This is a genomic window from Citrobacter sedlakii (genome assembly GCF_018128425.1).
Taxonomy (GTDB): domain Bacteria; phylum Pseudomonadota; class Gammaproteobacteria; order Enterobacterales; family Enterobacteriaceae; genus Citrobacter_A; species Citrobacter_A sedlakii.
The window spans coordinates 294,144-306,029 of sequence record NZ_CP071070.1; the positions used below are offsets into that span (position 1 = coordinate 294,144).

Consider the following 11,886-nt stretch of genomic DNA (forward strand, 5'->3'; position numbering starts at 1 on the left):
CCGGTAGCGGAGGCTTGACTTCACTTTATGCTGTCATAAAATTGACGTCAAAGGATGAAGTCAAAAAGGGAATGTGATGAGGCAGCAGGTGTTATCCTTGCGGAAAAAGCAAAGGAATACGCTGGAGCAACTCTTTAAAACGCCTGTACCACAAGCAATAAAGTGGTTAGACATAGAGTCTCTGGTCAAAGCGTTAGGCGGTGAAATTAAAGAAGGACGCGGCTCTCGATGCAAATTCTTATTAAACAATAGTATTGCTTGTTTTCACCGACCGCATCCTTCACCGGATACAGATAAAGGCGCAGTGGAGAGTGTGCGCGACTGGCTAATAAGCATAGGGGTTAAACCATGATCAAACCTAAAACGCCAAACGCAATGGAAATCGCGGGGCATCCTGCCGTGATTCATTATGTGCCTGAACTAAACGCGTTTCGCGGAAAATTCCTTGGGTTATCGGGTCATTGCGATTTTGTCTCAGACAGCATTCAGGGTTTACAGGAAGAGGGCGAAATCTCTTTAAACGAATATCTTGCGGATTGCCGGGAAGCGGGAATCGAACCTTATGCACATACGGAAAAAATGAAAACGTTTACGCTTCGCTATCCGGAATCTTTTGGCGAACGTTTAAGTTCCGCAGCGGCGGAAGAACAGGTGTCCGTCAATACCTGGATTATCGATACCCTTAGTGAACGTTTGAAACAGGCTTAATGCCTGAGCCGGCCTGCGGTCGCGAACTGCGCCAGGCCGGAGAAGCGCAGCGCACTCGATCTTTTGCCGGATGCGGCGACGTTATTCTTCTTTTGGCAGGCACTGCAAATGGCCGTGGCGCACGCCGCGCTGGGCGATGACATCGTCGGCGAAATGCTGCACGTCGCCCATGTCGCCTTTCAACACCGCGATCTCCAGGCAATCGTCATGATTAATATGCACATGCAGGGTGGCAACGGAAAGGTCGTGGTGATGGTGCTGCGTGGAAACAATCCGGCTGGCTAAGTCGCGTTTTTCATGTTCGTACACATAGGAAAGCACCGCGAAGCCCTGGGTGCCGTGTTCCTGCGTGGTTTCCTGCGCCAGCGCGCCGCGCAGGATATCGCGGATCGCTTCGGAACGGTTGTGATAGCCCCGGCGCTGACTCAGGCTGTCCAGCGTCTCAAGGAGATCGTCATCGAGGGTAATGGTGACTCGTTGCATCTGTTATAAACCTCAGGCTATGGCGCGACGGCGCACGGGAAAAGCGGGAAGTACCGCGTTTTGTAACACACGTCCCGCCTCAGAGGAAAATGTTAACGTCTCGCCAACGGTCTGCGTTTCCACGATTCGCCCGTCGTCCATCACCATCACCCGCTGGCAGAAACGCTCGACCAGCCGCAGATCGTGGGTGATAAACAGACAGGCGGTGCCAAACTGTTGCTGCAATTTTTTGAGCAGACGGATCACCCCGGCCTGCAACACCAGATCGAGGTTCGATACTGCTTCGTCCAGAATCAACAGTTTCGGCTCTACCACCAGCGCTCGCGCCAGGCAGACGCGCTGCAGCTGGCCGCCGCTCAACTGCGGCGGGCGTTTGTTCAGCAGCGAAACGTCGAGATCGACCGCGTTCAGCATCTCGCGCACCCGCGCCAGTTGGTCGGCTTTCGACAGCGAGAGCAAATGACGCATCGGCTCACGGAGGATCTCGCAGACGGTTTTGCGCGGATTAACGGCGCTGATAGCGTCCTGGAACACCATCTGAATATCCCGGCGAAAGGCTTTCTGTTTCGCCCGGTTCAGTGTCGCCAGCGGTTCGCCGCGCCAGCTTACGCTCCCCTGCGTCGGTGACTCCAGCCCGACGAGCAGACGCGCGAGGGTGCTTTTCCCGCAGCCGCTACGGCCTAACAGCGCCACGGTTTCGCCGCTTTGCAGGTTCAGTGAGATATCGTTCAGTACCGCCTGATGCGGATGTTTGCCGCCGAGGTTCGCGTGCGCATACTGATGTGACAGGGCTGAGACGCTGAGTAAGGTCATGAGGCTAACTCCATTCCGTACAGTGCCAGATGCGCCGACACCAGACTGCGGGTTACGCTGTGCTGCGGCGCATGGAACAGCGTTTCCACCTCGCCCTGTTCGACGATCCTGCCGTTATCCATCACCGCTACGTCGTCGGCCAGCCGCGCCACTACGCCCATGTCGTGCGTCACCAGCAGCATACCTGGCGCGCGCTCAGCCATAATGCGTTCCAGCAGCTCGAGGATGCGCGCCTGGGCGACCACGTCAAGATCGGTCGTCGGTTCGTCGGCGATGATAAACGGCGCGTCGCACAGCACCGCCATAGCAATCATCATACGTTGCAACATGCCGCCGCTCATCTCAAACGGGTACAGCTTCAGCACACGCTCCGCGTTGTCCAACCCGACAGCATCCAGCGCCGCGATAAGCGTGGTGTCGTCGGCGGATTTCCCCAGCGCCAGGCAGGTCTCCCGCGCGTGTGTCGCCATGGTATGAAGCGGATTAAAGGCGCTGCGCGGGTTTTGCATAATAGTGGCGATTTTGATGCCGCGCAGCGTGCCGGGCGAGACCGGTCTGCCGTCGGCAAGGAGGACGCCTGCCGTCTGGCGAACGCCTGCGGGCAGGATACCGAGCGCCGCCGCGCAGGTCAGCGACTTACCGCTGCCGCTGCCGCCCACCAGCGCCAGCACCCGTCCGCGTTTCAGCGTTAATGAGACGCCGTGTACCAGCGGACGGTCCGCCTCCAGGGCAAGAGTCTGTAATGCAATCTGTTGCGGCATCAGTGGGCATGCTCCGTAATCAGATGAGGATCGAGGTGATCGCGCAGGGCGTCGCCCACCATGTTAAAGGCCATCACGGTGACAAACAGCGCCAGCCCCGGCCAGAACATTTGCAGCGGCTGGGTCCAGATATACTGGCGCGCATCGTTAATCATTACTCCCCATTCCGCCGTCGGCGCGGTGACGCCGAGGCCGAGGAATGACATACCGGCGACGTGCAGCATCATATGGCCGATATCCAGCGTCGCCAGCACCAGCAGGGAAGGGATTACCGCACCGGCCAGATGATCGATAAACACCCGCACGTGACCGGCGCCGGAAAGGCGCGAAGCGAGTACGAACTCGCGCTGGCGCAGGGAGATCACCAGGCTGCGCACTATTCGCGCATACCACGCCCAGTGGGACAGCGCGATGGCGATAATTACGTTGGTCAGCCCGGTTCCCAGTACACCGACCATGAAGAACGACAGGATCGAGGTTGGGAACGTCATAAACATATCCGCGACGCGCATCGTTACCTGATCGACGCGACCGCCCATCAGTCCGGCGCTGCCGCCAACGACCAGCCCCAGCGCCAGTACCAGCAGCAGGCAGGCCATCACTGACCCCAGCGACACCTTTGTCGCTGCCAGCAGGCGGGAAAAAATATCGCGCCCCAGATGGTCGGTGCCAAGCCAGTGCTGGCTGTCGGGGGCCAGCAGACGCGACGGTAAATCGATCGCCTGCGGATCGTACGGCAACCACCACTGACTGGTGATCGCAACCACCGCCAACAACGCGATAATGACCAGCGCCAGACGTACCGACCAGCGAGCAGAGAGAAAAAAGTTCACGAATGCGCTCCTTCATGGCGGCGAATGCGCGGGTCCAGCGCGGCGTTCAGCAAATCTACAATCAGGTTACAGACCACAAACACCACCACCATCATCAGCGTAAAACACTGAATCACCGGATAGTCGCGGTTAAAAATCGCCGATACGGCGTAGCGCCCGACGCCGGGCCAGGCGAAGATGTTTTCAATAATCATCGTCCCGCCGATCAGCTCGCCGATGTGCATCCCCACCGCGGTGACGACCGGCAGCGAGGCGTTGCGCAGAATATGGCGACGTTCGGTTTGTTTCTCGTTAAGACCGCGCAGTCGCGCCCAGGTGACGTGGCGCTGCCCGGCAACCTCCAGCATGCTGGCGCGCAGCAAACGGGCGTTGATCGCCAGCGACATAAAGGCGATCGACAGCGCAGGCAAAAGAAGGTGCTGCCAGCCGCCGTAGCCCATCGCGGGTAGCCATTGCAGGTACACGGAAAAGAACATCACCAGCAGGAAAGCGAGCCAGAAGTTGGGCATTGAGACGCCGAGGAACGCGATCAGCCGCACGATGAAATCCGGCAGGCGATCGCGGTGGCGCGCCGCCCAGATACCAAGCGGCACAGAGGTGAGCAGAATTAATATCAGCGCCGCGCCCGCCAGTTGCAGGGTCGCGGGCAGGAAGTTCAACATATCATCCAGCACCGGGCGCTGAGTGGCGAACGAGATGCCGAAGTCCAGATGCAGCGCCTTCCACAGCCAGTTGCCATACTGCACGATAAGCGGCTGGTCCAGCCCCAACATTACGCGCGTCGAAGCGACCATCTCCGGCGTCGGCGGCAGATTCGACAGGCGCAAGTAGTCCATTGCCGGGTCGCCGGTACCCAGACGCAACATCAAAAAGATAATCACCGAGGCGGCGAAAATCATCGGGATCAGCAGCAGAATGCGCCGCACTATGTAACGCAACATCAGGGGTTCACCGGTTTTATCTGTTCAAACGGGATGTCCGACGCGATTGGCGCGTAAGGGATTTCGCCCAGCTCAGGTTTTGCCACCACCATCATGGAGACGTAGCTGATGGGCAGATACACCGCGTCATTGTGCAAACGGGTCAGAATGTCTTTGTACAGCGCCTGACGCGTGGTTTCGTCTGTGGTTTCCAGCACTTCGCCGATCTCTTTATCGATGATCGGCTTGTCAGCCAGTCCCTGCTGCGCCTGGTAGTCGGCGTGGGAGGGGACGCGCATTGAGCTCATAAAGGCGTGCGGATCGTACGGCGCGCCCCAGGTGCGATTGAAAATCATGCCAAAGCGACCGTCACGCTGGCGGGCATAGATACTGCTCTCTTCTTCGCCGATCAGAGCGACATCGACGCCAATTTTGCGCATATCGGCCTGAATGATTTCCGCCATGGATTTGCTCAGCGCGTCGGTGCCGATAAACGACAGCTCAATGCGCAGCGGCTGACCCATTTTTTCGCGGATGTCTTTGCCCGCCGGGAGCTTCCAGCCCGCATTTTCCAGCAGCGTTTTGGCCTGCTGCGGGTCGTACTGGCGCGGCTTCAGGCCGATATTGGCGTAGGGCACGCTCGGGGCGAACAGCGTGTCGGCCACCTGCTGGGTGCCGTACAGGGCATTGTCGATCAGTGATTTTTTGTTCACCGCATAATTCAGCGCTTCACGCACTGCCAGCTCGTTGGTGGGCGCTTTGGCGGAATTCAGCGCCAGCATCACCGTCTCTATCGGCTGTGAAAGCTGAGTACGGTACGCCGGGTTCTGACTGAACCGGGCAAAGGTGTCGAGCGGCAACAGTCCTTCATTGCCGTACAGCAGGTCAACGTCGCCGGTTTCAAACGCCACCGCGCGGGTGGTTGGATCAGGGATCACCTTGACGGTGATTTGCCTGATCGGCGGCTTGTCGCCCCAGTAACGTTCGTTACGCACCAGCACGTCGTACTGGTTAAGCTTTGATTCTTTCAGTACCCACGGTCCGGTGCCGATCGGCGCTTTAATGCCGCGCAGGGTTTCATTGTCTTTAAACTGCGACGGGGCGATAAAGCGGAAAGGGCGCGGCAGGGACAGCTCTTGCAGGAACGGGTAATAGGCGCTCTTCAGGGTAATTTGCAGTTCGGTTTTGCCCAGCGCTTTGACGTTGACGATTTGGTTGGCCAGTTCAAGCCAGGCATGACGCTGGCGGTTGTCGAGCACCACGCGGAAATTTTCCGCCGCGGCAGGGGCGTCAAACGGTTCGCCATTGGAAAACGTCACGTCATCGCGCAGCGTGAAGGTCCAGGTTTTCCCGTCCGCCGTGTGGGTCCAGCTTTTTGCCAGCCACGGTTTTACCGATCCGTCCGCCTGGTATTTCACCAGCGGCTCGTACACCATGCTCTGGGCGAACATCTGATTAGGGGTATAGAGATGCGGGTTAAGCGGCCCGACGTTGACCGGCCAGGCGGTAGTGATTTCGTCAGGCGCGGCGGCGTGCGCGAAGAAGGACGCACAGGCCAGCAGCGCAAAGAGTGTGCGGCGTAGTCTGGACAAAATAGTGATCCTGAATGCTGTAGGAGTACGACTAAAGAAGTATGACGATTCTAAGGAATCATCATACTTTTGACGTGTTCTGGATCAATAGAAGGGCGGTGAAAGGCGGGAATTATACGAAAATCATATGTTATCTCTCGCTTAATAACCGCAGCAGAGTGCTGACCTGATCATCGAGCGGGGCGAGGGTATTTTTGACAATAAGATGCAGCGGCGTGGCGTGACGGGCGCCATGCGTCAAGGGTAGCCTGCGCAGTACGCCCTGTTCCAGCAAGGGTTCAATCCGTTCCTCCGGTAGCCAGCCATAGCCGACCTGATACATCACCGCGTCAATGGCGGCGTCGACGGTGGAAAAGGTCCAGCCATCGCGGCCAGGCTGCTGCGGATTATCCCGGTCGGCAATGCGAATAAGCGGCCAGGCGCGCAGCGCGTCTTCATCCAGCGGTATCGTCTGCGCGCACAGCGGATGATCGCGATGGGCGACAGCGATGAAATCAATGTTCATCAGCCACTCGCCGCGCCCGGTGATATCCTGTCGGCGGGTGAGCACCATGACGTCAGCATCGGCATACGCCGCCTGCTGTTCGGGGCTGTTTTCCAGTACTTCCGTGAGGCGTACCTGGGTTTGCGGCCACGCCTGTTGAAACTGTTTGAGAATGGCAAACAGACGGCGGCGAGGAAAAATGCTGTCGACCACCAGATCCAGCCGCGTGCGCATACCGTTTTGTAACGTCGCGGCGCGGGTTTCCAGCCAGGTGAACCCCTTCAGTAACGGCTTCACCTGATTGAGCAGCAGTTCACCCGCTGGCGTTAATACCGCCCGGCGGCCTTCCGGCGCCAGCAGCGTCACCCCGAGGCGCTCCTGGAGCAGCGCGAGGTTATAGCTCACCGATGACTGGCTGCGGTGAGTGACTTCCGCCGCTTTGACAAAGCTGCCTGCCTCCACCACCTTTTCTAACAATGCCCACTGTTCCAGCGTCGTTTTGTGCATAACTCATCTAAAAATTGAATGAATGTGATGCAAACATAGCGTTATTCATCGATTTTTTGAAGCGTTATGATCTTCGCATCAACCAACAGGAGAAAGATTATGAGCACTTTCGACAAACAAGATTTAAGCGGTTTCGTTGGCAAACATCTGGTTTATACCTACGATAATGGCTGGAACTACGAAATTTACGTCAAAAATGACACTACCCTGGACTACCGGATCCACAGCGGTATCGTCGCAAACCGTTGGGTGAAAGATCAGAAGGCTTACATTGTGCGTGTGGGGGAAAGCATCTATAAAATTTCGTGGACCGAGCCGACCGGGACTGACGTCAGCCTGATCGTCAACCTCGGCGACAAACTGTTCCACGGCACCATTTTCTTCCCGCGCTGGGTAATGAATAACCCGGAAAAAACGGTTTGCTTCCAGAACGAGCATATCCCGCTGATGGAGTCGTATCGCGAAGCGGGCCCGGCGTATCCAACGGAAGTGATTGACGAGTTTGCGACCATCACTTTTGTCCGCGACTGCGGCGCTGACAATGACAGCGTGATCGACTGTGCGGCGAGCGAGCTGCCGGCGAATTTCCCGGATAACTTACGCTAAACCGTCTCCAGCCATTGCACCGACGCCGCACTCAGCGTATACGGCGTCGGCGTGCAGACGGCGAGGCTTAAGTTGTTGATCTGGCAATGGCTGACGGAAAGCGCGGAGGCCAGCGTGCTGTCGACGCTAACGATTTGCCAGGCGCTGCCGCCGCGCTGTTTCACCATCGCTTCTTTGCGCGTCCAGATACGCCAGAAAGCAGCCAACTGCTGGTCCGGATGTTCTGCCTCAATTTCAGCGTGCTCCCCGACGCTGAAAACCGCATTTGCCAGTTCCCGCCAGTTGGTTCGCGGGCGGATGGCTTCGATGTCGCATCCCACTTCCCCTTCATCACTCAGCAGTAGCGCAATATCATCGCCGCTATGGCTCAGGTTGAACCACAGCGCGTGTTGCGGGGCAAAGGCGGGCTTTCCCTGTTCGCCGTAGACGATCTCCGGCAGCGGCGAAAGGGCATGGGAAAGCAGTACGCGACCCGCCAGCCAGCGCGCGCGGCGCGCTCCCTGAGGCGCCTGATCTGTTAACGCCGGCGGCAAAGCGCCTGTGCTCAGTGTCGATACTTTTCCCAGCAAAATCTGGTACATATCACGACCAACGTTTAATGATGATGGAGGTATTGATGCCGCCAAACGCAAAATTGTTGCTCTGTAAGTATTCGCAGTCAATCTTACGGGCTTCACCCATGATGTAATCCAGTGCGCCGCAGCTGGCGTCCGGTTGACGTAAATTTAGCGTAGGCGCAAACCAGCCCTCGCGCATCATTTGCAGACTCATCCAGGCTTCCAGCGCGCCGCAGGCGCCGAGCGTATGACCGAAGTAGCTTTTCAGCGAGGAGACCGGCACGTTGTCGCCGTAGATCGCCGCCGTTGCCTGGCTTTCCGCGATGTCGCCACGGTCGGTAGCCGTGCCGTGCGCGGAAATATAACCCATGTCCCGCGGGCTTAAGCCTGCCATGTTTAACGCCTGCTCCATGCAGATTTGCATTGTTTCCCGTTGCGGCTGGGTGATATGCGCCGCGTCGCAGTTGGTGGCGAAGCCGACAATTTCACCGTAGATCGTTGCGCCGCGCGCTTTCGCGTGTTCCAGTTCTTCAAGAATGAGCGTCCCGGCGCCTTCGCCAATCACCAGTCCGTCGCGCGCTTCATCGAATGGCGAAGGCGTGGTTTTTGGCGCGTCGTTGCGCTGGCTGGTGGCGAACAGGGTATCGAAAACCGCGGCTTCTGACGGACAGAGTTCTTCCGCGCCGCCTGCAACCATCACTGTCTGATAACCGTGGCGAATGGCCTCCCAGGCGTAGCCGATGGCCTGACTGCCGGAGGTGCAGGCGCTGGAGGTCGGGATCACCCGCCCGCGCAGACCGAAAAACAGTCCGGTGTTCACCGCGGTGGTGTGCGGCATCATCTGCACGTAGGTGGTGCCGGTAATGTTATTGGTGTGCTTTTCGGTCAGCATGGTGGCAAATTCGCTTACCGGGCCGGTGCTGCCGGTGGATGAACCGTAGGCGATGCCGGTCTGGCCGTTGGTTAATACCTCATCGCCAATCAGTCCGGCCTGCTCCAGCGCCAGTTCGCTGGCGCGGGTGGACATCAGCGACACGCGGCCCATTGCGCGGATGCGCTTGCGGGTGTAGTGCTCCGGCAGGCTGAAGTCGTCGATCGGCGCGCCCAGCAGCGTATGCAGCCCGTCATACACTTGCCATTCCGGCATTTTTCGCACCGCGTTTTCATAGGCCAGTAGCCGCGCGGAGACAGCCTGCCAGCTTTCACCAAAAGCGGTCACGCCGCCCATCCCTGTAATCACCACGCGACGTGTCATAGCATCCCTCCATTGATGGAAATCACCTGGCGGGTGACGTAACCCGCAATATCCGACATTAAATAACTGGCCAGCCCGGCCACTTCGTCCGCCTGCCCCATGCGTTTCATGGGGATCATCGCCATCGCCTCTTTCAGCGCGGCGTCTTCCATGTCGATCATCCCGGTATCAATCAGCCCGGGCGCGATACAGTTGACGGTAATTTTGCGCTTCGCCAGCTCAATCGCCAGCGCTTTGGTCGCGCCGATGATCCCCGCTTTGGCGGCGCTGTAGTTGACCTGCCCGCGGTTGCCCATCACGCCGGATACCGACGACAGGGTGATGATGCGTCCGCCCTGGCGTGCGCCGATCATTGGCATGATGCAGGGCTGGATAACGTTATAAAAACTGTCGAGATTGGTGTGGATCACCGCATCCCAGTCGTTATCGCTGAGTGCCGGAAACGCGGCGTCACGGGTGATACCTGCGTTGCTCACCACGCCGTACCAGGGGCCGTGGGCGGCGATATCCTGCTCCAGCACCTCCCGGCACTGCTCGCGGTTAGCCACGTCAAAGCTGAGCAGACGGCCCGCGCCGCCAATGGCGAGGATCGCTTCCAGCGTCGCCTGCGCGCCTTGCGCGTCGCGGTGATAATGCACGCCGACCACAAAGCCGTCTGCCGCCAGCTTCCGGGCGATAGCGCGACCGATACCTTTGCTGGCGCCGGTCACTAAAACTGAACGACTCATACAGACGCTCCTTGTTGAAATAGGGTGTTAAGTTCATCAGCCGTTGGCTGGAAGGTGTTGACGCGCCCGGTTGCCAGCGTCTCGTCATCCGCCGAGATAACGCACTCAAAGCTGCCGAAGCGTTCGTCCTGCATCAGCAATTTGACGTCAATGATCAACGTCTTACCGGCGGGAAGCCTTCCCGCCGCGCAGATGAGTTCCCGCGCGCCGAGCACCATGCCCAACGAAATCGCGCCCTGTCCCTGCTGGTAGCGATGCCAGCCAGACCACACGCCGACGGTTTGCGCCATCAGTTCCAGGGCGTACCAGCCGGGGAGATAGCCCATTGGATCGAGAAACGGCGCCAGCACGCCGTCGGGCGCAACCGTCACGCGGCAGATGGCGGTCTCGTCGGTCACGCTATCGACCTGCTCAAGCAGCAGCATCGGCGCGTCGTGCGGCAGGTATTCGCCGGGCGATAAATAAGGGCTCATGAAATCCTCCCGAGCAGAATACTGGCGTTATTGCCGCCAAAGGCGAAGGAATTGGAAAGAATGACCGGCCGCTCCAGCCTCTGCGGCTGCGTAATGATGCCGCAGACTGGCAGCGCCGGGTCGTGCGGCGATGCGCTAAAGTCCTGAGGGGGCAGCGGAAGGTTGCGCTGCAAAATCAACATACTCAGGGCGGCCTCGGTGATGCCCGCCGCCCCCAGCGTATGCCCGGTCAGGTGTTTTGTGGAACTGCAGGGTACGCGTTCGCCAAACAGCATGTTTACCACTTTCGATTCAATTTTGTCATTAAGCGGCGTGGCGGTGCCGTGCAGATTGATATAGCCCACCTGGTCCGCAGCGATGCCCGCGTCGTTCAGCGCTTGCTGAATCGCGCGGATCGCCCCTTCGCCTTCCGGATGCGGGGCGGAAATATGGTGCGCGTCGCTGGATTCGCCGACGCCCAGCAGCGCGATGGACTGCGGCTCGCGGGTGAGCAGCATCAGTGCCGCCCCTTCGCCGATGGTGATGCCGCTGCGATCGCGGGCAAACGGCTGACACCGCGTCGGCGAGAGCGACTCGAGGCTGTGAAAGCCGTTGACCGGCATCCGGCTGAGCGTATCCGCCCCGCCAACAATCGCCACGTCCGCCAGGCCCGCCTCGATTAACCGGCGCCCGCTGATGATGGCGCGGGCGCTGGAGGAGCAGGCCGTAGAAAGGGTAAAGGCCGGGCCGTCCAGCGCCAGCCAGTGACTGAGAAAGCGCGACGGGTCACCCAGTTCCTGCTGCGGGTACTGCCATGCGGTGCTTTGCTGGCCATTCAGCGTCAGATTGACGTGAGCATCGCCTTCATCCAGCCCCGAGGTGCTGGTGCCGAGCACCACGGCAATCCGATCCCGACCATAACGCGCGATGGCGTCGTCCACCTGCGGTTGAATTTGCGCCAGCGCCGCCAGCAACAGTTGATTGTTGCGCGAACGGTGAGCGTGAAACGCGTTTGGAATGGCTGGCAGCTCACCGTCGACGCCTGCCAGTACCGCGTCGGGATAACCCTGCAGCCAGCCCGCGCGCGACCGCATGCCGGGCGCCACGCCGCGTGTCAGGTTCGCGGCGATCGCGTCGTTATCGTTGCCCAGCGCATTGATCGTGCCGACCGCGGAAATGTAGATCAT

The 11,886-nt window shown here is 59.1% G+C and carries 15 protein-coding genes; 3 read left to right on the forward strand and 12 right to left on the reverse strand.

Features of this window, described 5'->3' with window-relative positions; genetic code table 11:
* Positions 1 to 76: 76 nt before the first annotated feature.
* The gene (locus JY391_RS01335) at positions 77 to 352 is read left to right on the forward strand and encodes a type II toxin-antitoxin system HicA family toxin (RefSeq protein WP_042286656.1); all 276 of its coding nucleotides are present in this window, start codon (positions 77 to 79) and stop codon (positions 350 to 352) included.
* The gene (locus tag JY391_RS01340; protein ID WP_042286652.1) at positions 349 to 708 is read left to right on the forward strand and encodes a type II toxin-antitoxin system HicB family antitoxin; all 360 of its coding nucleotides are present in this window, start codon (positions 349 to 351) and stop codon (positions 706 to 708) included. The genes JY391_RS01335 and JY391_RS01340 overlap by 4 nt, the downstream gene beginning before the upstream one ends.
* A gap of 81 nt (positions 709 to 789) precedes the next feature.
* Here the strand turns inward: JY391_RS01340 and nikR are convergent, their stop codons facing one another.
* The 7 genes from nikR to JY391_RS01375 form a co-directional block, all read right to left on the reverse strand.
* The gene (gene nikR / locus JY391_RS01345; protein ID WP_042286649.1) at positions 790 to 1,191 is read right to left on the reverse strand and encodes a nickel-responsive transcriptional regulator NikR; all 402 of its coding nucleotides are present in this window, start codon (positions 1,189 to 1,191) and stop codon (positions 790 to 792) included.
* A gap of 12 nt (positions 1,192 to 1,203) precedes the next feature.
* Positions 1,204 to 2,004, reverse strand: a complete 801-nt coding sequence (gene nikE / locus JY391_RS01350; RefSeq protein ID WP_181822380.1) for a nickel import ATP-binding protein NikE — start codon at positions 2,002 to 2,004, stop codon at positions 1,204 to 1,206.
* Positions 2,001 to 2,765, reverse strand: coding sequence for a nickel import ATP-binding protein NikD (nikD, locus tag JY391_RS01355; RefSeq protein WP_211935117.1), 765 nt, complete (start codon positions 2,763 to 2,765; stop codon positions 2,001 to 2,003). Before nikD ends, nikE begins: the two co-directional genes overlap by 4 nt.
* A complete protein-coding gene (gene nikC / locus JY391_RS01360) occupies positions 2,765 to 3,598 on the reverse strand; it encodes a nickel ABC transporter permease subunit NikC (protein WP_211935118.1) in 834 nt (277 codons plus the stop codon). Before nikC ends, nikD begins: the two co-directional genes overlap by 1 nt.
* A complete protein-coding gene (gene nikB / locus JY391_RS01365; RefSeq protein ID WP_042286639.1) occupies positions 3,595 to 4,539 on the reverse strand; it encodes a nickel ABC transporter permease subunit NikB in 945 nt (314 codons plus the stop codon). Before nikB ends, nikC begins: the two co-directional genes overlap by 4 nt.
* Positions 4,539 to 6,113 (reverse strand): nickel ABC transporter substrate-binding protein, encoded by a 1,575-nt coding sequence (gene nikA, locus JY391_RS01370; RefSeq protein WP_211935764.1) that lies wholly within the window; start codon positions 6,111 to 6,113, stop codon positions 4,539 to 4,541. Before nikA ends, nikB begins: the two co-directional genes overlap by 1 nt.
* Positions 6,114 to 6,240: 127 nt before the next feature.
* The gene (locus JY391_RS01375; protein WP_211935119.1) at positions 6,241 to 7,101 is read right to left on the reverse strand and encodes a LysR family transcriptional regulator; all 861 of its coding nucleotides are present in this window, start codon (positions 7,099 to 7,101) and stop codon (positions 6,241 to 6,243) included.
* Between the two features lie 99 nt (positions 7,102 to 7,200).
* On the opposite strand from JY391_RS01375, the gene JY391_RS01380 reads away from it, so the two are divergent.
* The gene (locus JY391_RS01380; protein WP_042286629.1) at positions 7,201 to 7,707 is read left to right on the forward strand and encodes a phenolic acid decarboxylase; all 507 of its coding nucleotides are present in this window, start codon (positions 7,201 to 7,203) and stop codon (positions 7,705 to 7,707) included.
* On the opposite strand, the gene acpT is transcribed toward JY391_RS01380, so the two are convergent.
* The 5 genes from acpT to JY391_RS01405 are packed head-to-tail and all read right to left on the reverse strand — an operon-like array spanning position 7,704 to position 11,886.
* A complete protein-coding gene (gene acpT, locus JY391_RS01385; RefSeq protein ID WP_211935120.1) occupies positions 7,704 to 8,288 on the reverse strand; it encodes a 4'-phosphopantetheinyl transferase AcpT in 585 nt (194 codons plus the stop codon). The two genes, JY391_RS01380 and acpT, sit on opposite strands and share 4 nt — an antisense overlap.
* Position 8,289: 1 nt before the next feature.
* The gene (locus tag JY391_RS01390) at positions 8,290 to 9,519 is read right to left on the reverse strand and encodes a beta-ketoacyl-ACP synthase (protein ID WP_042286622.1); all 1,230 of its coding nucleotides are present in this window, start codon (positions 9,517 to 9,519) and stop codon (positions 8,290 to 8,292) included.
* Positions 9,516 to 10,247, reverse strand: a complete 732-nt coding sequence (locus JY391_RS01395; RefSeq protein ID WP_200035576.1) for a 3-ketoacyl-ACP reductase FabG2 — start codon at positions 10,245 to 10,247, stop codon at positions 9,516 to 9,518. The genes JY391_RS01390 and JY391_RS01395 overlap by 4 nt, the downstream gene beginning before the upstream one ends.
* Positions 10,244 to 10,720 carry a hotdog family protein gene (locus JY391_RS01400; protein WP_200035577.1) on the reverse strand — a complete coding sequence of 159 codons (477 nt, stop codon included), beginning with the start codon at positions 10,718 to 10,720 and terminating at the stop codon, positions 10,244 to 10,246. Before JY391_RS01400 ends, JY391_RS01395 begins: the two co-directional genes overlap by 4 nt.
* Positions 10,717 to 11,886 (reverse strand): beta-ketoacyl-[acyl-carrier-protein] synthase family protein, encoded by a 1,170-nt coding sequence (locus JY391_RS01405; RefSeq protein ID WP_211935121.1) that lies wholly within the window; start codon positions 11,884 to 11,886, stop codon positions 10,717 to 10,719. Before JY391_RS01405 ends, JY391_RS01400 begins: the two co-directional genes overlap by 4 nt.

Bases quoted from the DNA above. Each gene is read 5' to 3' on its own strand.
- JY391_RS01335 (WP_042286656.1), top strand. From the start codon at position 77: ATGAGGCAGCAGGTGTTATCCTTGCGGAAAAAGCAAAGGAATACGCTG.
- JY391_RS01340 (WP_042286652.1), top strand. From the start codon at position 349: ATGATCAAACCTAAAACGCCAAACGCAATGGAAATCGCGGGGCATCCT.
- nikR (WP_042286649.1), bottom strand. From the start codon at position 1,191: ATGCAACGAGTCACCATTACCCTCGATGACGATCTCCTTGAGACGCTG.
- nikE (WP_181822380.1), bottom strand. From the start codon at position 2,004: ATGACCTTACTCAGCGTCTCAGCCCTGTCACATCAGTATGCGCACGCG.
- nikD (WP_211935117.1), bottom strand. From the start codon at position 2,765: ATGCCGCAACAGATTGCATTACAGACTCTTGCCCTGGAGGCGGACCGT.
- nikB (WP_042286639.1), bottom strand. From the start codon at position 4,539: ATGTTGCGTTACATAGTGCGGCGCATTCTGCTGCTGATCCCGATGATT.
- JY391_RS01375 (WP_211935119.1), bottom strand. From the start codon at position 7,101: ATGCACAAAACGACGCTGGAACAGTGGGCATTGTTAGAAAAGGTGGTG.
- JY391_RS01380 (WP_042286629.1), top strand. From the start codon at position 7,201: ATGAGCACTTTCGACAAACAAGATTTAAGCGGTTTCGTTGGCAAACAT.
- acpT (WP_211935120.1), bottom strand. From the start codon at position 8,288: ATGTACCAGATTTTGCTGGGAAAAGTATCGACACTGAGCACAGGCGCT.
- JY391_RS01390 (WP_042286622.1), bottom strand. From the start codon at position 9,519: ATGACACGTCGCGTGGTGATTACAGGGATGGGCGGCGTGACCGCTTTT.
- JY391_RS01395 (WP_200035576.1), bottom strand. From the start codon at position 10,247: ATGAGTCGTTCAGTTTTAGTGACCGGCGCCAGCAAAGGTATCGGTCGC.
- JY391_RS01400 (WP_200035577.1), bottom strand. From the start codon at position 10,720: ATGAGCCCTTATTTATCGCCCGGCGAATACCTGCCGCACGACGCGCCG.
- JY391_RS01405 (WP_211935121.1), bottom strand. From the start codon at position 11,886: ATGATCTACATTTCCGCGGTCGGCACGATCAATGCGCTGGGCAACGAT.